The 17,769-nt window shown below is 63.7% G+C and carries 19 protein-coding genes; 10 read left to right on the top strand and 9 right to left on the bottom strand.

Annotated features, from left to right (window positions below; genetic code table 11):
• Positions 1 to 8: 8 nt before the first annotated feature.
• From AC1DYW_RS04535 to AC1DYW_RS04550, 4 genes are all read right to left on the bottom strand, one after another.
• The gene (locus AC1DYW_RS04535) at positions 9 to 863 is read right to left on the bottom strand and encodes a hypothetical protein (protein WP_477225250.1); all 855 of its coding nucleotides are present in this window, start codon (positions 861 to 863) and stop codon (positions 9 to 11) included.
• Positions 864 to 958: 95 nt separating this feature from the next.
• Entirely contained in the window at positions 959 to 1,621 is a 663-nt protein-coding gene (locus AC1DYW_RS04540; protein ID WP_477225251.1) for an HAD family hydrolase, read from the bottom strand.
• Entirely contained in the window at positions 1,621 to 2,106 is a 486-nt protein-coding gene (gene dut, locus AC1DYW_RS04545) for a dUTP diphosphatase (RefSeq protein ID WP_477225252.1), read from the bottom strand. Before dut ends, AC1DYW_RS04540 begins: the two co-directional genes overlap by 1 nt.
• Positions 2,107 to 2,196: 90 nt before the next feature.
• Positions 2,197 to 2,667, bottom strand: coding sequence for an Lrp/AsnC family transcriptional regulator (locus AC1DYW_RS04550; RefSeq protein WP_095082702.1), 471 nt, complete (start codon positions 2,665 to 2,667; stop codon positions 2,197 to 2,199).
• Between the two features lie 115 nt (positions 2,668 to 2,782).
• On the opposite strand from AC1DYW_RS04550, the gene AC1DYW_RS04555 reads away from it, so the two are divergent.
• The 3 genes from AC1DYW_RS04555 to AC1DYW_RS04565 all read left to right on the top strand — a co-directional run bounded on the left by AC1DYW_RS04555 (position 2,783) and on the right by AC1DYW_RS04565 (position 5,400).
• Positions 2,783 to 3,031, top strand: a complete 249-nt coding sequence (locus AC1DYW_RS04555) for a DUF6356 family protein (protein ID WP_457152761.1) — start codon at positions 2,783 to 2,785, stop codon at positions 3,029 to 3,031.
• Between the two features lie 15 nt (positions 3,032 to 3,046).
• Positions 3,047 to 3,847 (top strand): class II glutamine amidotransferase, encoded by an 801-nt coding sequence (locus tag AC1DYW_RS04560; protein WP_477225253.1) that lies wholly within the window; start codon positions 3,047 to 3,049, stop codon positions 3,845 to 3,847.
• A 179-nt stretch (positions 3,848 to 4,026) separates the two neighbouring features.
• Entirely contained in the window at positions 4,027 to 5,400 is a 1,374-nt protein-coding gene (locus AC1DYW_RS04565; RefSeq protein ID WP_477225254.1) for an amidase, read from the top strand.
• Here AC1DYW_RS04565 and AC1DYW_RS04570 read toward each other — a convergent pair.
• On the bottom strand, positions 5,394 to 6,467 hold the full coding sequence (locus AC1DYW_RS04570) for an NAD(P)/FAD-dependent oxidoreductase (RefSeq protein ID WP_477225255.1): 1,074 nt from the start codon (positions 6,465 to 6,467) through the stop codon (positions 5,394 to 5,396). The two genes, AC1DYW_RS04565 and AC1DYW_RS04570, sit on opposite strands and share 7 nt — an antisense overlap.
• 117 nt (positions 6,468 to 6,584) lie before the next feature.
• Between AC1DYW_RS04570 and AC1DYW_RS04575 the strand changes: the two genes are divergently transcribed.
• From AC1DYW_RS04575 to AC1DYW_RS04585, 3 genes are all read left to right on the top strand, one after another.
• Complete coding sequence (locus tag AC1DYW_RS04575; protein WP_477225256.1) at positions 6,585 to 7,181, top strand: TetR/AcrR family transcriptional regulator; 597 nt, start codon at positions 6,585 to 6,587, stop codon at positions 7,179 to 7,181.
• Positions 7,178 to 8,107, top strand: coding sequence for a haloalkane dehalogenase (locus tag AC1DYW_RS04580; RefSeq protein WP_477225257.1), 930 nt, complete (start codon positions 7,178 to 7,180; stop codon positions 8,105 to 8,107). The genes AC1DYW_RS04575 and AC1DYW_RS04580 overlap by 4 nt, the downstream gene beginning before the upstream one ends.
• Positions 8,108 to 8,206: 99 nt before the next feature.
• Positions 8,207 to 9,799, top strand: a complete 1,593-nt coding sequence (locus AC1DYW_RS04585) for a peptide chain release factor 3 (RefSeq protein ID WP_379024063.1) — start codon at positions 8,207 to 8,209, stop codon at positions 9,797 to 9,799.
• Between the two features lie 148 nt (positions 9,800 to 9,947).
• On the opposite strand, the gene AC1DYW_RS04590 is transcribed toward AC1DYW_RS04585, so the two are convergent.
• From AC1DYW_RS04590 to AC1DYW_RS04600, 3 genes are all read right to left on the bottom strand, one after another.
• Complete coding sequence (locus AC1DYW_RS04590; protein ID WP_477225258.1) at positions 9,948 to 10,418, bottom strand: VOC family protein; 471 nt, start codon at positions 10,416 to 10,418, stop codon at positions 9,948 to 9,950.
• Between the two features lie 39 nt (positions 10,419 to 10,457).
• Positions 10,458 to 10,985, bottom strand: coding sequence for an SRPBCC family protein (locus AC1DYW_RS04595; RefSeq protein ID WP_477225259.1), 528 nt, complete (start codon positions 10,983 to 10,985; stop codon positions 10,458 to 10,460).
• 73 nt (positions 10,986 to 11,058) lie between these two features.
• Positions 11,059 to 11,403: an ArsR/SmtB family transcription factor gene (locus AC1DYW_RS04600; protein WP_477225260.1), complete on the bottom strand. Its 345-nt coding sequence runs from the start codon at positions 11,401 to 11,403 to the stop codon at positions 11,059 to 11,061.
• A gap of 197 nt (positions 11,404 to 11,600) precedes the next feature.
• Here AC1DYW_RS04600 and ilvD point away from each other — a divergent pair, with 197 nt between their 5' ends.
• From ilvD to AC1DYW_RS04615, 3 genes are all read left to right on the top strand, one after another.
• Positions 11,601 to 13,445 (top strand): dihydroxy-acid dehydratase, encoded by a 1,845-nt coding sequence (gene ilvD / locus AC1DYW_RS04605; protein WP_457152728.1) that lies wholly within the window; start codon positions 11,601 to 11,603, stop codon positions 13,443 to 13,445.
• Between the two features lie 254 nt (positions 13,446 to 13,699).
• The gene (locus AC1DYW_RS04610) at positions 13,700 to 14,992 is read left to right on the top strand and encodes an amidohydrolase family protein (protein WP_457152729.1); all 1,293 of its coding nucleotides are present in this window, start codon (positions 13,700 to 13,702) and stop codon (positions 14,990 to 14,992) included.
• Positions 14,993 to 15,169: 177 nt separating this feature from the next.
• Positions 15,170 to 16,093: a DMT family transporter gene (locus AC1DYW_RS04615; RefSeq protein WP_457152730.1), complete on the top strand. Its 924-nt coding sequence runs from the start codon at positions 15,170 to 15,172 to the stop codon at positions 16,091 to 16,093.
• Positions 16,094 to 16,111: 18 nt separating this feature from the next.
• Here the strand turns inward: AC1DYW_RS04615 and AC1DYW_RS04620 are convergent, their stop codons facing one another.
• Complete coding sequence (locus tag AC1DYW_RS04620; protein ID WP_457152731.1) at positions 16,112 to 17,029, bottom strand: phosphotransferase; 918 nt, start codon at positions 17,027 to 17,029, stop codon at positions 16,112 to 16,114.
• 69 nt (positions 17,030 to 17,098) lie between these two features.
• Between AC1DYW_RS04620 and AC1DYW_RS04625 the strand changes: the two genes are divergently transcribed.
• Positions 17,099 to 17,761, top strand: a complete 663-nt coding sequence (locus AC1DYW_RS04625; RefSeq protein WP_477225261.1) for a class I SAM-dependent DNA methyltransferase — start codon at positions 17,099 to 17,101, stop codon at positions 17,759 to 17,761.
• The last annotated feature ends 8 nt before the right edge of the window (positions 17,762 to 17,769 follow it).

Below are 17,769 nucleotides of genomic sequence, written 5' to 3' on the forward strand. Positions count from 1 at the left end.
CCATTGGTTCAGAAGCGTTTGGCGTTCTCTCCTGCCAATTTTTCCAGCGCGTCGGAATCCTTGGCGTAGTGCGAGGCCGTGGTGTCCCAGTGATAGGTGACGGAAATGTCCTGCGACGCAGCCGCGGGCGGCGCGTCATCGCAGCTTTCACCGTTCGGCACCGTGGCATCGGTCACCGTCACCTTGATGGCGGCAAAAGGCCCATCGTCGGCGATGGCCTGTAAGGCCACGTCCTGCTTGCGGCTGTAGCTGCACAGGTTTTCATCGAACGTATAGATCATGTCGATCAGTTCGAACTTGTCGCCGCGAACCATGATCAGCGGCGTGGCCACATAGTTCTGGTTCGAATTGAAATGCGCGCTCATGGTGATGAGGATGTCATCGTTGACGCTGACGGAAAGCTTGCCGGGTTCCCGGAAATAGGTGCCACGGTCGACCGCGACATTGACCGCGTCGAGCAGCTTTGGCTTGGCCGAAGTGTCGTACAGCGCCAGCACCGCATAGCCTTCGGCACTGTCGGGAGAATCGCCGAGGTCGAACAGCATTGCCAGCCGGTCCTTGCCGCCAGCCTTGATGGCCAGCACCGCGGCATTTGAAAAGCCTGATGTCTCGGGCGGCGAACCGCCGCTGTCAGGTCCCTCGATGTGGCGCATGTCGATCGGCAGCCCACCCTTGTAGAAGCCGTCCTTGTCCACGGCGAGATCCGGGATGACCATCCGCGCCAGGTCGAGATAGGTGACGTCCTTGTGGCCGGGCAGCGCGCTGCCGAGTTCCGGGAAGCTGACGGCTTGCGCGCCGGCGGCTGTCCAGAGAAATGGCAGCAGCGTCAAGGCGAGGATGAAGCGAAGCAGGTTCGTTGTCATAGGCGCGCCTTGGTCTGTCGGGCGCGCGGAACGTAGCATAGCGGTCCGGGACGTCCAATCCGTCCGTCAAACCCGGCGGATCGGTGGCCGGCAGGTCAGTGGATCGGCACCAGCCCGGCCAGCTCGCGCATGTCGTTGAACAGGATGCCGCCGGCCTGGATCAGGCCGTCGCGGTCGGAATAGGGGTCGCCATGATAGGAAAACACCCGCATGCCGGCGGCAATGCCGGCTTGCGTGCCGGCGACGCTGTCCTCGATGACGACGCAGTCGGCGGGCGCGAAGCCCATCGTCTTGGCCGCATGCAGGAACAGGTCGGGGAATGGCTTGCCGCGCCCGACCATCGTCGAGCTGAACATCGCGTGTTCGAACAGCGACAACAGCCCGGTCTGGCCGAGTGTGATGTGCATCTTCGACACCCTGGCCGAGGTGGCGACGCAATAGGCGATGCCGGCTGAGCGCACGGCTTCGACAAACTCGCGGACGTAAGGGATCGCCTCGACCCCGTGGGCGAACAGATCCGGCAGGCCGGCATTCCAGCGGTCGACGAAATCGGCGCCGAGGCGGACACTGGCCTCCTCTTCAATCTGTTTTTGCACCGACGCCATGCTGCGGCCGGAGAAATGCTTGCGGCAATATTCGAAGCTCGTCGGATAGCCGGCGGTAACAAGCCATTCGGCGAGGCGTCGATTGGCGAGGTTCTCTGTATCGACCAGGATCCCGTCGCAGTCGAAGATGACGAGTTTTGGCAGTTCGGGCATCAGGCGGTGCCGGTCGATCCGAACCCGCCCGAACCTCGCGCCGTGCCCCCAGCCAGGCTGCGCTCTTCCACGGCCGCCTGCGTCACCGCTGCGAAAACGATCTGGGCGATGCGCATGCCGCGCGTCACCGCAAAATCCTCGTCGCCGAGATTGATCAGCAGCACCTTCACCTCGCCGCGATAGTCGCTGTCGATGGTGCCGGGTGTGTTGAGGACGGTAAGACCATGTTTGAAAGCAAGGCCGGAGCGTGGCCGGACCTGGCCTTCCATGCCTTCGGGAATTTCCAGGATCAGCCCGGTCGGCACCAGAGCGCGTTTTCCAGGTAGGATCAGCAGCGGCCGGTCGTCGGGCACCGCCGCGCGCAGATCCATACCGGCCGCGCCGGGGCTTTCATAGGCGGGGAGGGGAAGTCCTTCACCATGCGGCAACCTGACGAAGCCGACGGTCGGACCGATGACGGAGGGATTTTGAAGGGCTGCGCGCATAAAATCGATCCTATCGGCGCGAACGGCGATTCAGTCAACTCAGGTCTAGCGCTATCAACGGCTTTCTTTCGGGCATCACTGTGACAAGAGCTAGCGCAGTTCCATTGGAACCACGGTGGTCTCCTTGATCTCCTCCATCACGAAGGAGGCCGAAACGTCCGACAGCGCCACCTTGGCGATAAGCCGCTGGTAAAGCCGGTCATAGGCCTTCACGTCGGCGACCCGGGCGCGCAACACGTAGTCGAGGTCGCCCGACATGCGATAGACGCCGGTGATCTCGGGAAAGCCGGTCACCGCCGCCCGGAACTTCTGCAGCCAGTCCGGGTCGTGGTTGGACGTGCGGATCAGGACGAACACCGAGAGGCCAAGCCCGAGCTTTTCGGCATCGACCAGCGCCACGCGGCCGGTGATGATGCCATCCTCCTCAAGTCGCTTCACCCGGCGCCAGCAGGCATTGCGCGACAAGGCCACCCGTTCCGACAGCTGGTCGACCGACAGCGTGCCGTCGCGTTGCAGTTCGGTCAGCAATTTACGGTCGATTTCGTCGATTTCCGGTGCCATGTGGGATGTTTGTCCCACGGAGCGGCCAAATACAAGGACATTTTGAGACCAATGAACCGGCGAAGCGTGTCAAGATACTCATATCAGGAACACCAAGCGCTGAAAGGGGAACAGCATGTCGCTCGCAACGATCTTCACCTCTCATCCGGCCAAGGTCGGTGAAACCTATTTCGGCCATATGGCCTTTGCCGCCTGGTTCTCGTCGCGGTTGCTGATGGCGGCGGGTGCCGCGCTCGTTCACGCTTTCTTGCCATTTCTGTTCGAGACTACCGCCAGCCGAATCGTCCGCGAGCTTTACGAGCGGACGCACAACAGAGGCTCGCACGGGACCAAGGAGCCAGCCGCTCTCATGGATCGTGCCTAGAGGACGACAGAAGCGATGTGCCGGTGGGCGGCCTATCTCGGTGAAGCGGTTTTTCTCGAAGACATCCTCACGGCGCCCTGTCACTCGCTGATTGCCCAGAGCCATTGTGCCCAGGAAGCGAAATCGCCGACCAATGGCGATGGCTTTGGCCTTGCCTGGTATGGCGACCGGCCGGAGCCCGGTCTCTACCGCGACATCCTGCCGGCCTGGTCCGACCCCAATCTGAAGAGCCTGTGCCGGCAGATCAAGTCGGGCCTGTTCCTTGCCCATGTGCGGGCCTCGACCGGCGGCGCCACCAGCCGCATGAACTGCCATCCCTTCATTTCGGAGCGCTGGTCGTTCATGCACAACGGCCAGATCGGCGGTTTTGAAAAGATCCGCCGGACTCTGGAAAACTCGCTGTCCGACGCCGTCTTCGACCAGCGCGAAGGCACCACCGATTCCGAATTGTTTTTCCTGCTGATGATCGACGAAGGATTGGCCACCGATCCGCAAGGCGCCGTCTCGCGCGCCACCAGCCGCGTGCTTGAAGCCTCGCGCCGGGCCGGCCTCGAGCCCGCGCTGAAACTCACCGCCGCCTTCTCCGACGGCCAGGCGCTGCACGCGGTTCGCTATGCCACCGACGCTCACGCCCCGACACTTTACACCTCCGTTTTCCGCAGAGGCGGCGGCCGCTGCGTTGTTTCCGAGCCGTTCGATCGCGAGGGCGGCGACTGGCAGGCGATCCCGCCATCGAGCTTCGTCACCATGACCACGGATGGTGTCGCCATCCGTCCCTTTGCACCCGCATCGGCCCGGCTGGCACTGGCCGTCTAGTTACAAATTGCGGCAGCGTCGCGGGACAGAGGGGGGCGCCGTAGAGCGCCGACCCAGCAAAACCTATCGGTGCAATTCCGATCAAGTGCAGTCCGAACTCAAATGCTCAACTCCACTTGAAGTCGCGCTGCTGCCGCCCACTTGATCCGGACACGCGCGGCCAAGCCGGAGCATTGATCATGGACATCGCCTTTTCCTCAACCATCGCACTGGCCGCCGCGATCGCCACTCGAAAAGTCTCCGCTGTCGAGGCGCTCGACGCTCATCTGGCGCAGATCGACAACCACAATGGGGCGGTCAACGCCGTCATCTCGCTCGACCGGGAAGGCGCCCGCGAGCGCGCCAAAAACGCGGACGCAGCTCAAGCGCGCGGCGAAGCGCTTGGGCCGCTGCATGGCGTGCCGTTCACGCTGAAGGACATGCACGAGACTGCAGGCATGAAGACCACCGTCGGCTTTCCGCCCTTCGCCGATTATGTCGCCAACCGGGACAGCCCGGTCGTTGCCAGGCTGAAGGCAGCCGGCGCGGTGCTGATGGCCAAGACCAATGTCGCGACCATGCTGGGAGACTGGCAGTCGAGCAATCCGCTGTTCGGCCGCACCGGCAATCCGTGGAACCTCCAGCGCACGGCGGGCGGCTCCAGCGGCGGCGCGGCGGCGGCGCTTTGCTCAGGGATGACGCCGTTCGATGTCGGCTCCGACATGCAGGATTCGATCCGGCTGCCCGCCGCCTTTTGCGGTGTCTATGGCCTCAAACCGACCGAGCATCGCGTCTCGCTGGCCGGCGCCTTTCCCGATCCGGGAGGTGTCGCGCGCAGCGTGCGGCTGATGTCATGTCTTGGCCCGCTGGCGCGCAGCGTGGAAGATCTGGCCTTCATCTATCAAATCATTGCCGGCCCCGACGGAAACGACACCGATCTTGCGCCGGTGCCGGTTGAAGGCATGCTGAAGCTCGACCCCAAGGCATTGCGCATCGCCGTCGCACCGACCTTTCCAGGGTTGCCAGTGGCCAGCGAGATCAACGCCGCGGTCGAAAGTCTCGCAAGGCGGCTGCAATCGGCAGGTGCGACCGTCGAGGAAGCGAAACTGCCCAAGCTCGACCTGCACGACGATCTCAAGCAAGGCGGCGCGCTGATCGGCATGATGATGGAGGCCGCGCAGCCGGAGCCGCCGGAGGAGCCGACACCGGTCTCGCGCTGGTTCGAGGCGCTCGCCCGCCGCGACAAATCCATTCTCGCCTGGGACCAGTTCTTCGAAACCTGGGATGCGCTGCTTTGCCCGGTCGCCATGACGACGGCCTTCCCGCATTGCGAACCGGGCGCACCGATCCAGGTCGACGGCAAAGAGCAGAGCTACTGGATGCTGCCGGCCTATGGCGCCCTGTTCAACTACAGCGGCCATCCGGCACTTTCGCTGCCGTGCGGACAGGACAGCGACGGTTTGCCGATCGGCCTGCAACTGGTCGGTAAACGCTGGTCGGAGTCGCGGCTGCTCGGCGTCGCCAAGGCAATCGAACCGCTGGCGGGTGGCTTTCGTCGTCCGCCGGGTTACTGAGCGAAGCGCGACAGCCCGTAGGGCGCCAGCAGCGGGTCGCGCTCGCCGTCGAGGATTTCGCGGGCGGCGAACAGGCCGACAGCCGGCGCCAGCGTGATGCCCGAATGCATGACCGCGACGTAGAGACCGTCCATGCCCTCGGCGCGGCCGATGATCGGAAAACCGTCGATCGGCGTCGGCCGGTAGCCGACGGTGTGGAAATCCAGCTCCAGTTCGTCACCGCCGCGCAGCATGGCTTTCAGGGCCGCAAACAGGTCGCGGGCGGTGACTTCCGCATCCACGCCAGGGGCGGCGCCGCCAAAATCCGAGCCGGCGATGATGCGGCCCTCCGCCGTCTGGCGCATGTGTAGCCGCTCGGCCAGCACCAGCCCGTTGAGCAGTTTTGCATAAGGCCGCGAATGGACGATCAGCCCGGGCGGTGTCTCGATCGGCAGTTTGATCCCGGCCGCCGCGGCGATAGGCGGTGACCCGACGCCCGCCGCGATCACCACCTCGTCGGCAGCTATCAGGCCATGCGATGTGTCGACGCCGGTAATCTGGCCGCCGGTCTGGACCAGCGCCGTCACCGTGCTGGAGATGATCCGCGCGCCGTGCCGTTCAGCATCCTCCAGCAGCGCCCTGGTGGCGGCCACCGGTTCGGCGACACCCTCTTCGGCGACATGCAAGGCGACATCCGGCAGCTCGGCGAGATTGGGCTCGATGCGGGCTGCGCCAGCGCGGTCGACGCGCTTGATGCCGTAGCCCCAGGCGGAGTGCTCGGCGGCGTAGGTTTCCATTGCGGCCGCCGACAAATCCCAGCACAGGCCGCCGCACCAGCTGAGCGGAATTTCGGGCAGGTCCCGCTCAAGCCGCGTCCATTCGGCCATGGCGCGGGTGCGCAGCCGGAAATATGGCTGCGGATTGCCCCAACTGGCATTGATCCAGGCGAAGGAGTTTGGCGTTGCGACGCCGCCGGCGGCGCTGTCGGCAATAACCGTCACCTGCGCCCCTGCCTTGGTCAGATGCCAGGCGATGGAGGCACCGATGATGCCGGCGCCGATGACAATCACCTGTTTCGCCACGGTCATGCTTGCTCCTCTGCCTCGTGACCCCTTAGGGCACTGATTCCAGTGCCATCCCCATGGTCGCTTGCCAACACCAAATACGTCACTTGACATCAATACGTACGTACGTATTATTTCACCATGGCTAGACAATCACTCCGCGAAAAACTCCTCGACGCTGGTTTCCGGACCATCTGGAATTCAGGCTATGCCGCCGCTGGCGTGCGCGACATCGTTGCCGCGGCCGATGCCCGGCCAGGTTCGTTCACCAACCATTTCGCCTCCAAGGAGGAATTCGCCGGCGAGGTGCTCGACCGCTATTTCACCTATGTCAGCGGCCTGGTCGAAGCAGCCCTTGCGCAGGACGGGATGCCGCCCGTCGGCAGGCTACGCCGCTACCTCGATGTTATCACCTCGAAGCTCGAAGCGCATGACTGGGCGCGTGGTTGCATGATCGGCAATCTCAGCCTCGAAACCGCGGTGCACAGCGAACCGCTGCGCCTGCAGCTTGTCGCCATCTTCGAGCGCTGGCGCCAGCCATTCGCGGCCTGCATCGCCGAGGGCCAGGCGGCCGGTGACATCCCCCGGACTTTCGATGCCGACGATCTCGCCGACTTCCTGCTGTCGTCCTGGCAAGGCGCCATGCTGCGCATGAAGGTCGAGCGCAGCCCGGCGCCGCTCGAGCGCTTCAAGAAAATCATCTTCAGCACAGTCTTTGCAAAGGAGCCGACCCAATGAGTTTGAATGCCGACAAGCCGCAATCCGGCTCCACCGCGCTGCGGCGCGAGGAAATCGCCGTGCTCGATTCGACCATGTCCTATGTCGAGGCCGGCGCGGCCGGTCCGACCGTGCTGTTCCTGCATGGCAATCCGACCTCATCCCACATCTGGCGCAACATCATCCCGCACGTCGCGCCGCTAGGGCGCTGCATCGCACCGGACCTGATCGGTTACGGCCAGTCCGGCAAGCCCGATATCGATTATCGCTTCTTCGATCATGTGCGTTATCTCGACGCCTTTCTCGATGCGCTCGACATCAGGGAAATGGTGGTGGTCGCGCAGGACTGGGGTACGGCACTTGCCTTCCATCTCGCGGCGCGGCGGCCACGCAACGTTCTCGGCCTCGCCTTCATGGAATTCATCCGGCCCTTCGAGCGTTGGGAGGATTTTCATCAGCGTCCACAGGCCCGCGAGCTGTTCAAGGCGCTGCGCACGCCGGGTGTCGGCGAAAAGCTGGTTCTGGAAGACAATGTCTTTGTCGAGAAAGTGCTGCCGGCCTCGGTGTTGCGCACGATGAGCGACGAGGAGATGACGGCTTACCGGGCGCCGTTCCCGACACCGCGATCGCGCAAGCCGGTGCTGCGCCTGCCCAGGGAATTGCCGATCGAGGGTCAGCCTGCCGACGTCGCCGCCATCAGCGAGCACGACCATCGCGCGCTGCGGCTTTCCACCTACCCGAAACTACTGTTCGCCGGCGATCCCGGCGCGCTGATCGCGCCGCAAGCCGCAAGGGAATTCGCCGCCGGGCTGAAGAACTGCCGGTTCATCAATCTCGGACCCGGCGCGCACTATCTGCAGGAAGACCATGCCGACGCGATAGGCGAGGCCATTGCCGGCTGGCTTCCGGAGATCGTTCCGGCGAGCCACATGGCCGAGTTGGCCTGAGCGCGCCACGCCAACCGGCGGCGTCAGCGCCGCCGGACCGGTCGACAGCCCGACACTGCGCTGCTAGAAGCCCGGCCTGTCACACGGAAATCCTGAAGAATGCCTGAAGCAATAGAAGAAGAAGTGGCGCGCCGCCGCACCTTCGCGATCATCGCTCACCCGGACGCCGGCAAGACAACGCTCACCGAAAAGCTGCTGCTGTTCGGCGGCGCCATTCAGCTTGCCGGCGAGGTCAAGGCCAAGAAGGACAGGATCCAGACCCGCTCCGACTGGATGAAGATCGAGCGCGAGCGCGGCATTTCGGTCGTCACTTCGGTGATGACGTTCGAATATGAGGACAATGTCTTCAACCTGCTCGACACGCCCGGCCACGAGGACTTCGCCGACGACACCTACCGTACGCTGTCGGCCGTCGACAGCGCGGTCATGGTCATCGACGCCGCCAAGGGCATCGAGCCGCGCACGCTGAAACTGTTCGAGGTTTGCCGGCTGCGCGACATTCCGATCATCACCTTCGTCAACAAGATGGACCGCGAAAGCCGCGACCCGTTCGAGATTCTGGACGAGATCGAACAGAAGCTGGCGCTGGATACCGCACCGATCACCTGGCCGATCGGTCGCGGCAAGACGTTTTCCGGCACCTATCACCTGGCGCTGAATGCAGTGCGCAAGGGTGACGACGAGAAGGAACGCACGCCGGTCAACGGTCCCGATTCCAACCGGGTCGCCGGCCTGTTGCCGGAGAACGAGCGCGAGGCCTTCATCGAGGAACTGGAACTGGCGCGCGAAGCCTGCCGTCCGCTCGACATCGACGCCTTTCGCGAGGGCCATCTGACGCCGGTCTATTTCGGCTCGGCGCTGCGCAATTATGGCGTCCGCGACCTGATCGAGGCGCTTGGCGCCTTTGGGCCGCCGCCGCGCGCGCAGGAGGCCGATGCCCGCAAAGTTGAGGCGACCGAGGACAAGATGACGTCCTTCGTCTTCAAGATCCAGGCCAACATGGATCCCAACCACCGCGACCGCATCGCCTTCGTCCGCGTCTGCTCGGGCAAGCTCGAGCGCGGCATGAAAGCCAAACTGGTGCGCACGGGAAAGCCGATGAGCCTGTCGGCGCCGCAGTTCTTCTTTGCCCGCACCCGCGTCACCGCCGACGAGGCGTTTGCCGGCGACGTCGTCGGCATCCCCAACCATGGCACGCTGCGCATCGGCGATACGCTGACCGAGGGCGAGGAAATTCTGTTCCGAGGCGTGCCCAACTTCGCCCCGGAAATCCTGCGCCGCGTCCGCTTGGGTGACGCGATGAAGGCCAAGAAGCTCAAGGAAGCGCTGCACCAGATGGCCGAGGAGGGCGTCGTGCAATTGTTCTCGCCCGAGGATGGCTCGCCGGCCATCGTCGGCGTCGTCGGCGCGCTGCAGCTCGACGTCCTGAAGGAGCGGTTGAACTTCGAATACACGCTCCCGGTCGAGTTCGAGATGTCACGCTTTTCGGTCTGCCGCTGGATATCGGCCGAGGACAAGGCCGAGGTTCACCGCTTCATCGAGGCACATCGCGGCGACATCGCCCGCGACCTCGACAATGATCCGGTGTTCCTCGCCCAGCACGCCTTCTCGCTGAACTACGAAGCGGAACGCTGGAAGGCGATCCGCTTCGCCACGATCAAGGACTATCAGGTTCGCGACAAGGCGGCTTGAAGCGCCATCTTGCCTTCTCCCCTTGTGGGAGGAGGTGTCGCCGAAGGCGACGGGGTGTTCCAGGGAACGCCAAGGTCTCACTCCGCTGGAACACCCCTCATCCGTCTCATCCAACCTTCTCCCACAAGGGGGAGAAGGGGAAGTCCGCTCACCCTCTGGCTGCTTCTTCGATCTTGGCGATGTCGATCTTGCCCATCTGCATCATCGGATTCATCGCCCGGCCGGCCTTGGCCCTGTCCGGATCCTGCAGCAGGCGCGGCAGTTGTTCCGGCACGACCTGCCAGGAAACACCGAACTTGTCCTTCAGCCAGCCACAGGGTCCTGGTTCGCCGCCACCCTCTGTGAGCCTGGTCCAGAAATGATCGACTTCTTCCTGCGTCTTGCAGTCGATCGATAGTGAGATCGCCTCGGTGAACTTGTATTGTGGTCCGCCGTTGAGCGCCAGGAACGGGACGCCGTCGAGTTCGAACGAGGCCACCAGCACCTTGCCCTCATCAGCGTGACCCTTGGGCCAACGCGTCACGCTCAGCTCCTTCGAATTCTTGAAGACGGACATGTAATGGTTCATGGCCTCCTCGGCCTGTCCGTCGAACCACAGGAAGGTGGTGATCTTTTGCATGGTCTTTCTCCTCGTTTCTCTTGGGGGATGAAGGAAGCGTCAGGCGGCGCCTTTGGCAGCGTCCTGAAGTGAAGCGAGATAAGCGTCGAGCTGGGCATAGCTCTCGCCCATGCCGCGGGTCATGCCGGTGCCGAGCGCGCCGTCGCGGGCCGCTTGCGAAGCATAGAGCACCGTCTGCGTCAGAAGCGTCTTCCCGCTCTGTTCGGTGAAGACCACCGTCCCGACGGTTTCGCCGCCGGTCCAGTCCTCGTCGAACAATTCGGTGGCGACGATCCTGGCTGGACGCACGATTTCGCGATAGGCGCCGCTCATGCCCATGCTGCGGCCATCGCGGTGCTGCCAGACGTAGCGTGTGGCGCCGCCAACCCTGAGGTCGATTTCGCAGACCGCCAGCCGCCAGCCATCGGGGCCGTGCAGCCAGCCCTTCAGCAGCTCCGGTATCGTCCAGCAGTCAAAGACCATCGGCCGCGACGCATCGAAGATGCGGGTGATCTGGACCTCGCGGTCGCTGGGCGTGGTCACCGTCAGTGTGGCGACAGTCGAACCGGGCAAGGTTGTGGTGCTCATGATGATCCTCCTCATGTTTGCCAAAGGACGTGCGGCAGGCCGGTGATCCGACACAGGCCGCGATGTTTTTGCGCTATTGGTCGGTACTGTCGGGGGCTTTCTCGGCCTTCATCGCGCCGAGCAACGCGTCGAGGCGCTGGAAGTTGCCTTCCCAGATCTTTCGATAACGCTCCAGCCAGTCATTGGCCTCTGCCAGCGGTTTTGCTTCGAGCCGGCACGGCCGGCGCTGTGCGTCGCGGCCGCGTGAAATCAATCCGGCGTTTTCCAGCACCTTGAGGTGCTTGGAAATCGAGGGCTGGCTCATCGTGAAAGGCTCGGCGAGTTCCATCACGGATGCTTCGCCCTGGATGAGCCGGGCAAGAATGGCGCGGCGCGTCGGATCGGCGAGTGCGGCAAAAGTGGCGTCCAACTGGTTCATCGGGTATCCATAGCCAAATGGGTATATACCTGATTGGCTATATACAGGTGAACGCCGCTCGTCAACCGCACATCCGGATTTCGTGGCGCATTGCAAAATTGTGGCCAGACCAGGCTTGCGCGTCTATAAGGCCTGCGGTCCGAATTCAGCGCCGCCACGCTCCGCATGGAGCGCAGCAAGCCAGCCAAGGAAAATTCATGCCTGCCTATCGCTCCCGCACCACCACCCATGGCCGCAACATGGCCGGCGCTCGCGGCCTCTGGCGCGCCACCGGCATGAAGGATTCCGATTTCGGCAAACCGATCATCGCGGTGGTCAACTCCTTCACCCAGTTCGTGCCGGGCCATGTCCACCTGAAGGACCTCGGCCAGCTGGTCGCGCGCGAGATCGAGAAGGCCGGTGGCGTCGCCAAGGAATTCAACACCATCGCCGTCGATGATGGCATCGCCATGGGCCATGACGGCATGCTCTATTCGTTGCCGTCGCGCGAGCTCATCGCCGATTCTGTCGAATACATGGTCAACGCGCACTGCGCCGACGCCATGGTCTGCATCTCCAATTGCGACAAGATCACGCCCGGCATGCTGATGGCCAGTTTACGCCTCAACATCCCGACCGTCTTCGTCTCCGGCGGGCCGATGGAAGCCGGCAAGGTGGTGCTGGCCGGCAAGACGCAGGCGCTCGACCTGGTCGACGCCATGGTGGCGGCCGCCGACGACAAGATCTCCGACGAGGACGTCAAGGTCATCGAACGTTCGGCCTGCCCGACCTGCGGTTCCTGCTCGGGCATGTTCACCGCCAATTCGATGAATTGTTTGACCGAGGCGCTTGGCCTGTCACTGCCGGGCAACGGCTCGACGCTGGCCACGCATGCCGACCGCAAGCGCCTGTTCGTCGAAGCCGGCCACCTGATCGTCGATCTCGCCCAGCGCTATTACGAGCAGGACGACGAAACCGCGTTGCCGCGCAACATCGCCTCGAAGGGTGCCTTCGAAAACGCCATGACGCTCGATATCGCTATGGGCGGCTCGACCAACACCGTGCTGCACATCCTGGCCGCCGCGCATGAAGGCGAGATCAACTTCGATCAGGACGATATCGACGCGCTGTCACGCAAGGTGCCCGTGCTGTGCAAGGTGGCTCCCGCCAAGGCGGATGTGCACATGGAAGACGTCCACCGCGCCGGCGGCATCATGGCGATCCTCGGCCAGCTCGACAATGCCGGCTTGATCAACCGCGACCTGCCGACCGTGCACACACGCACGCTGGGTGAAGCGCTCGACCATTGGGACATTTCGCGCTCGACCAGCCAAAGCGTGCGCGATTTCTTCCTCGCTGCGCCTGGCGGCGTGCCGACGCAGGTTGCCTTCAGCCAGGACCGCCGCTGGGACGACCTCGACCTCGACCGCGAGAAAGGCGTCATCCGTTCAGTCGAGCACCCCTTCTCCAAGGATGGCGGCCTTGCCGTGTTGAAGGGCAATCTGGCGCTCGACGGCTGCATCGTGAAGACCGCCGGCGTCGACGAATCGATCCTGAAGTTCACCGGCCCGGCCCGCGTGTTCGAAAGCCAGGACGCCAGCGTCAAGGCGATCCTGGCCAACGAGATCAAGGCCGGTGATGTCGTCGTCATCCGCTATGAAGGGCCGCGAGGCGGTCCCGGCATGCAGGAAATGCTCTATCCGACCAGCTATCTGAAGTCGAAGGGCCTGGGCAAGGCTTGCGCGCTGGTCACCGACGGCCGCTTCTCCGGTGGCACCTCCGGCCTGTCGATCGGCCATGTCTCGCCGGAAGCCGCCGAGGGCGGTTTGATCGGCCTGGTGCACGAGGGCGATACGGTCGAGATCGACATCCCGAACCGGACCATCCGCCTAGCCGTCAGCGACGCTGAACTTGCCAGCCGCCGGGCGGCGATGGAGGCCAAGGGGATTGCTGCCTGGAAGCCCGAGGAGAAGCGCAAGCGCAAGGTCACTACAGCCTTGCGCGCCTACGCCGCGATGGCGACCAGCGCGGCCAAGGGCGCGGTCAGGTTCGTGCCGGAGTAAGGCTGGATTCCATCAGCGTGGCGCTGCCCCTCATTGTCCTGCCGGACATTTCTCCCCGTATAGTGACGGGGAGAAAGGCGCCGTCATCAACGATTTCGCCAATTGTAGGCGTTGACAAAGAGCGGCGAGGTCGCAGCATCTCCCTTCTCCCCGTCACTATACGGGGAGAAGGTGCCGGCAGGCGGGCGGCACAAGCGCTGCAGATTCTTTGCCGCCACGATAGGATGCTGATTCTTCAAGCGGGATGACGACGAATGGATTTCGACCTTATCGTTCGCGGCGGTACGCTGCCTGATGGCAGGGTCGCCGATATCGGCATCGTCGGCGAGACGATTGCGGCGATCGAGCCGAAGCTCGATGTCACCGCCGGCACGGCGATCGACGCCAGTGGCAATCTGGTCTCGCCGCCTTTCGTCGACCCGCATTTCCACATGGATGCAACGCTCTCCTACGGCATACCGCGCATCAACGCGTCGGGCACGCTGCTCGAAGGCATCTCGTTGTGGGGCGAGCTGAAGCCGCTGTTGACGCATGAAGCCGTGCGCGACCGCGCCCTTGCCTATTGCGACTGGGCGGTGTCGATGGGTCTGCTTGCCATCCGCACCCATGTCGATGTCTGCGACGACAGGCTGCTGGCGGTCGAGGCCCTGCTCGAGGTCAAGAAGACGATCGCCCCGTACATCGACCTGCAATTGGTCGCCTTTCCGCAGGACGGGTTTTATCGCTCGCCGAAAGCACGGGAAAACACTATCCGCGCACTAGACATGGGCGTCGACATCGTCGGCGGCATCCCGCATTTCGAGCGCACCATGGCAGATGGCACGCGCTCGGTGACGGAGCTGTGCGAGATCGCGGCAGAGCGCGGCCTGATGGTCGACCTGCATTGCGACGAGACCGACGACCCGCTGTCGCGCCATATCGAACAGCTTGCCTATGAGACGCAGCGCCTCGGCCTGCAGGGCAAGGTCGCCGGCTCACACCTCACCTCGATGCATTCGATGGACAATTACTATGTCTCGAAATTGCTGCCGCTGATCGCCGAGGCGGGTGTTTCGGCGATCCCCAATCCGCTGATCAACATCATGCTGCAGGGCCGCCACGACACCTTCCCCAAGCGCCGCGGTATGACCCGGGTCAAGGAAATGCAGGCGCTGGGCATCCGTGTTGGCTGGGGCCAGGATTGCGTGCTCGATCCCTGGTATTCGCTCGGCACCGCCGACATGCTCGACGTCGCCTTCATGGGCCTGCACGTCGCCCAGATGTCGAGCCCGGCCGACATGGCCCGCTGCTTCGACATGGTCACCAATGTCAACGCGTCGATCATGGGGCTCGACCATCTCGGCCTGGCGGTAGGCAAGCGCGCCAGCCTTGTCATCCTGGATGCCGGCAATCCGATCGAAGCCCTGCGCCTGCGCGCCGAACGCCTGTGCGTCATCGCCAGGGGCAAGGTGGTGGCGCAGCGGACGAAGCAGGACACCAGGCTGTCCATCCCGGGCAGGCCCAGCCTGGTGAACCGCAGGCATCGGACGTCGCATCAGGCCCAATAGCATAGGCCAGACCCAGCCGATTCCCGGTTCTGGCCTTGCGGATTTCCGGATTTCTCCTCGTCAAAGCAGCCGCTTCCGTCTACGACGCGGCTCTAAATCAAAGAGATAGAGCATGATGTCGTCCGAAAACCGCTTCACACTTTTCGGCATCATGCTCTAGGAGGAATCGGGATCGGCATGACGCAGCCCGTGGCGCAGAATTCCACAATCAGGAACGTGCTCCTGGCCGGCATCCTTTTGATGCTGGCCGGCGATTTCCTGTTTGCGCTGAACGATGCCATGGGCAAGTGGCTGGTCGCCAGCTTCTCCGTCGGCCAGGTGGTGCTGATCCGTTCTATCGGCGCGTTCTTCGTGCTTGGCCCGATGATCGCCCACCAGGGCACGGCCAAGCTGTTTCACATGGAGCGCCTGGAGCTGCAGCTGCTGCGCGTGGTGATGACAACGCTCGACACGGCACTGTTCTATGCCGCCGTCGTCTACCTGCCGCTTGCCGACGTGATGAGCTTCTACATGGCCGGACCGATCTATGTCGCGGCACTCTCGCATTTGTTGCTCGGCGAAAAGGTCGGCTGGCGCCGCTGGATGGCGATCCTGCTCGGCTTCTGCGGCGTGCTGATCATGCTGAAACCGTCCTCGGCGGCGTTCTCGTTGTCATCGAGCTTCGCGCTCGCCGGCAGCATTGCCTTCGCCTTCGCCATCATCCTCAACCGGCGCCTGCGCGGCACCAGCGACACCAACCTGGTGACATGGCAGACCATCGGCACGATGGTGGTCGGCGGCGTGTTGACCATCGGCGCCTGGCAGACACCGTCAGCGCTCGATTTCGGCGCCATGCTGCTGCTGGGTATCGTTTCATGCGGCGCGCATCTGATGATCACCAGGGCGCTCAAGCTGGCCCCGGCCTCGACGCTGGCGCCGCTGCATTACACGCTGCTCCTGTGGGCGGTGGTGTTCGGGCTGGTGTTCTTTGGTGACGTTCCCGGTCCGCGCATCCTGATCGGCTCAGGCATCGTCGTTCTCGCCGGCCTGTTCATCTTCCACCGCCAGAAAGTGGTCGACACCACTGTGCCGCCCGAAAACGTGCCAAAAGGCGTCAATTAGGGTCCAGATTTCCTGTGCCTAACCCAGGCGTATCGCCGCCAGGTGCCGTGAAAACTCCGGCGTCTCCATCAACGCCTTGCAGCGCACGAACCGTCCGTCGGCATAGGCGCGGAAATCATCGACTGGGTTGTTGTTGGCGAGCTGGATCAGCCCCCACAATGTCCACAACAGATCGCACATCGCCTTGTAGATGACGATGCGGCCGCGCTCGGCCGCTCTGGCCTCGCCGCCGAAATAGGCGTGCATCATCTCTTCGTCCTGCGCCGTATCGAATTTTCCTTCCACGCTGAGGTCGCCGAGATCCCAGAGCGGATCGTTCATGCCCGAATATTCCCAGTCGACGATCCACATCCGCTCGCCTGTATCGAGAAAGTTCTCGCACAGCGGATCGCAGTGGCAGGCAGCGAGGGGCAAGGGATGGGCGGCCAGCGCCGAGCGCACGCTCCCGGCCTCGCGCACCACGTCGTGATAGCCGGTGGGCAGGGCGACGTCCTTGGTCGACAGCACCTTGAGATAGTCGTCGATCATCGCAAACAGTTCGAAGCGGAAGGGAAACACCGCGCTGGAATTGTGCAGTTTGCGGAAGGCCTCGCCGGCCCGCGCCGGACTGCCGGGCCGAACCTTGAATTTCTCCGGCGACATCGTCTCCGCGCCGGCGATGAAGCGCGTCACCATGACCCCGGTGGCGGGATCGACATGCAGCACCTCTGGACTGACCTCCGCCTTTGCCGCTTCGCGCGCCGCCACCGCCTCGTTGGCGCGGTTGATGTATTCCTCGGTGCCCTTGCCGGGAATGCGCAGGCAGAACTCGCCAGCCTTGAAGACCAGATTGGTGAGGCCGCCGAGCCGTTCGAGCGGCCCGGTGTAGCCGGCCAGCATGGGAATGGTGGCCAAGGAAATGTCGGCAAGTGCCGCACGCGCCTCGTCTGTCACCATGCCTGCGCCCCAACGCTGTTATTTGTCGCAGCGACGGTTCCACAATTTTCGTGGTTTGGCTATCATGCGATGCAAGACCGATTGGTGGACAGGACAAAAGTGGCGCACAGCAAACATCGAGGCCCGCTTGCAGCAGCCTACGCGGCGAAGCGGCCAGAGGACGTCGCGGCACTCTATGACCGCTGGTCGCAGACCTATGACGCCGACATGTCGGCCGCCGGCTATCGCCATCCGACGATCTGCCTTGCCTTGCTGGCCCGCCATCTGCCGCGCGGTGCCGCGCCGCTGCTCGATGCGGGAGCCGGCACCGGGCTTATTGGCGAATGGCTTGGTATAACAGGCTATCCCTTGGTCGAGGCGCTCGACATATCTGAAGGCATGCTGGCCCAGGCCGCCCGCAAGGGGGTCTATTCGGCGCTGCATTGCCTGGCGCTCGGCGGCAAGCTGCCGTTTGCCGACGATGCCTATGCCGGCATCATTTCGGCCGGCGTCTTCACCTCCGGCCATGTCGGCGCCGAGGGGCTGGACGAGCTGATCCGCATCTGCCGGCCGGGTGGCATCATCGTGCTGACAGTCAAGAACACGCTGTGGGAAGCCGGCTTTGGCGCGCGCATCGCCGAACTCGAAGCGCAAGGCCTTGTCACCCGCGTCGAGGAAACGCGTCCCTACGTCTCCATGCCGGGCGAGGCCGACACCGTGCCAAGCCGCGGTCTCGCCCTGCGCGTCACCTGATCTACGCT

The sequence above is a fragment of the Mesorhizobium sp. P2_D5 genome (genome assembly GCF_056404355.1).

Coding starts and splice junctions, on each gene's coding strand:
- AC1DYW_RS04535 (WP_477225250.1), bottom strand. CDS start 863: ATGACAACGAACCTGCTTCGCTTCATCCTCGCCTTGACGCTGCTGCCA.
- AC1DYW_RS04540 (WP_477225251.1), bottom strand. CDS start 1,621: ATGCCCGAACTGCCAAAACTCGTCATCTTCGACTGCGACGGGATCCTG.
- dut (WP_477225252.1), bottom strand. CDS start 2,106: ATGCGCGCAGCCCTTCAAAATCCCTCCGTCATCGGTCCGACCGTCGGC.
- AC1DYW_RS04550 (WP_095082702.1), bottom strand. CDS start 2,667: ATGGCACCGGAAATCGACGAAATCGACCGTAAATTGCTGACCGAACTG.
- AC1DYW_RS04555 (WP_457152761.1), top strand. CDS start 2,783: ATGTCGCTCGCAACGATCTTCACCTCTCATCCGGCCAAGGTCGGTGAA.
- AC1DYW_RS04560 (WP_477225253.1), top strand. CDS start 3,047: ATGTGCCGGTGGGCGGCCTATCTCGGTGAAGCGGTTTTTCTCGAAGAC.
- AC1DYW_RS04565 (WP_477225254.1), top strand. CDS start 4,027: ATGGACATCGCCTTTTCCTCAACCATCGCACTGGCCGCCGCGATCGCC.
- AC1DYW_RS04570 (WP_477225255.1), bottom strand. CDS start 6,467: ATGACCGTGGCGAAACAGGTGATTGTCATCGGCGCCGGCATCATCGGT.
- AC1DYW_RS04575 (WP_477225256.1), top strand. CDS start 6,585: ATGGCTAGACAATCACTCCGCGAAAAACTCCTCGACGCTGGTTTCCGG.
- AC1DYW_RS04580 (WP_477225257.1), top strand. CDS start 7,178: ATGAGTTTGAATGCCGACAAGCCGCAATCCGGCTCCACCGCGCTGCGG.
- AC1DYW_RS04585 (WP_379024063.1), top strand. CDS start 8,207: ATGCCTGAAGCAATAGAAGAAGAAGTGGCGCGCCGCCGCACCTTCGCG.
- AC1DYW_RS04590 (WP_477225258.1), bottom strand. CDS start 10,418: ATGCAAAAGATCACCACCTTCCTGTGGTTCGACGGACAGGCCGAGGAG.
- AC1DYW_RS04595 (WP_477225259.1), bottom strand. CDS start 10,985: ATGAGCACCACAACCTTGCCCGGTTCGACTGTCGCCACACTGACGGTG.
- AC1DYW_RS04600 (WP_477225260.1), bottom strand. CDS start 11,403: ATGAACCAGTTGGACGCCACTTTTGCCGCACTCGCCGATCCGACGCGC.
- ilvD (WP_457152728.1), top strand. CDS start 11,601: ATGCCTGCCTATCGCTCCCGCACCACCACCCATGGCCGCAACATGGCC.
- AC1DYW_RS04610 (WP_457152729.1), top strand. CDS start 13,700: ATGGATTTCGACCTTATCGTTCGCGGCGGTACGCTGCCTGATGGCAGG.
- AC1DYW_RS04615 (WP_457152730.1), top strand. CDS start 15,170: ATGACGCAGCCCGTGGCGCAGAATTCCACAATCAGGAACGTGCTCCTG.
- AC1DYW_RS04620 (WP_457152731.1), bottom strand. CDS start 17,029: ATGGTGACAGACGAGGCGCGTGCGGCACTTGCCGACATTTCCTTGGCC.
- AC1DYW_RS04625 (WP_477225261.1), top strand. CDS start 17,099: ATGCAAGACCGATTGGTGGACAGGACAAAAGTGGCGCACAGCAAACAT.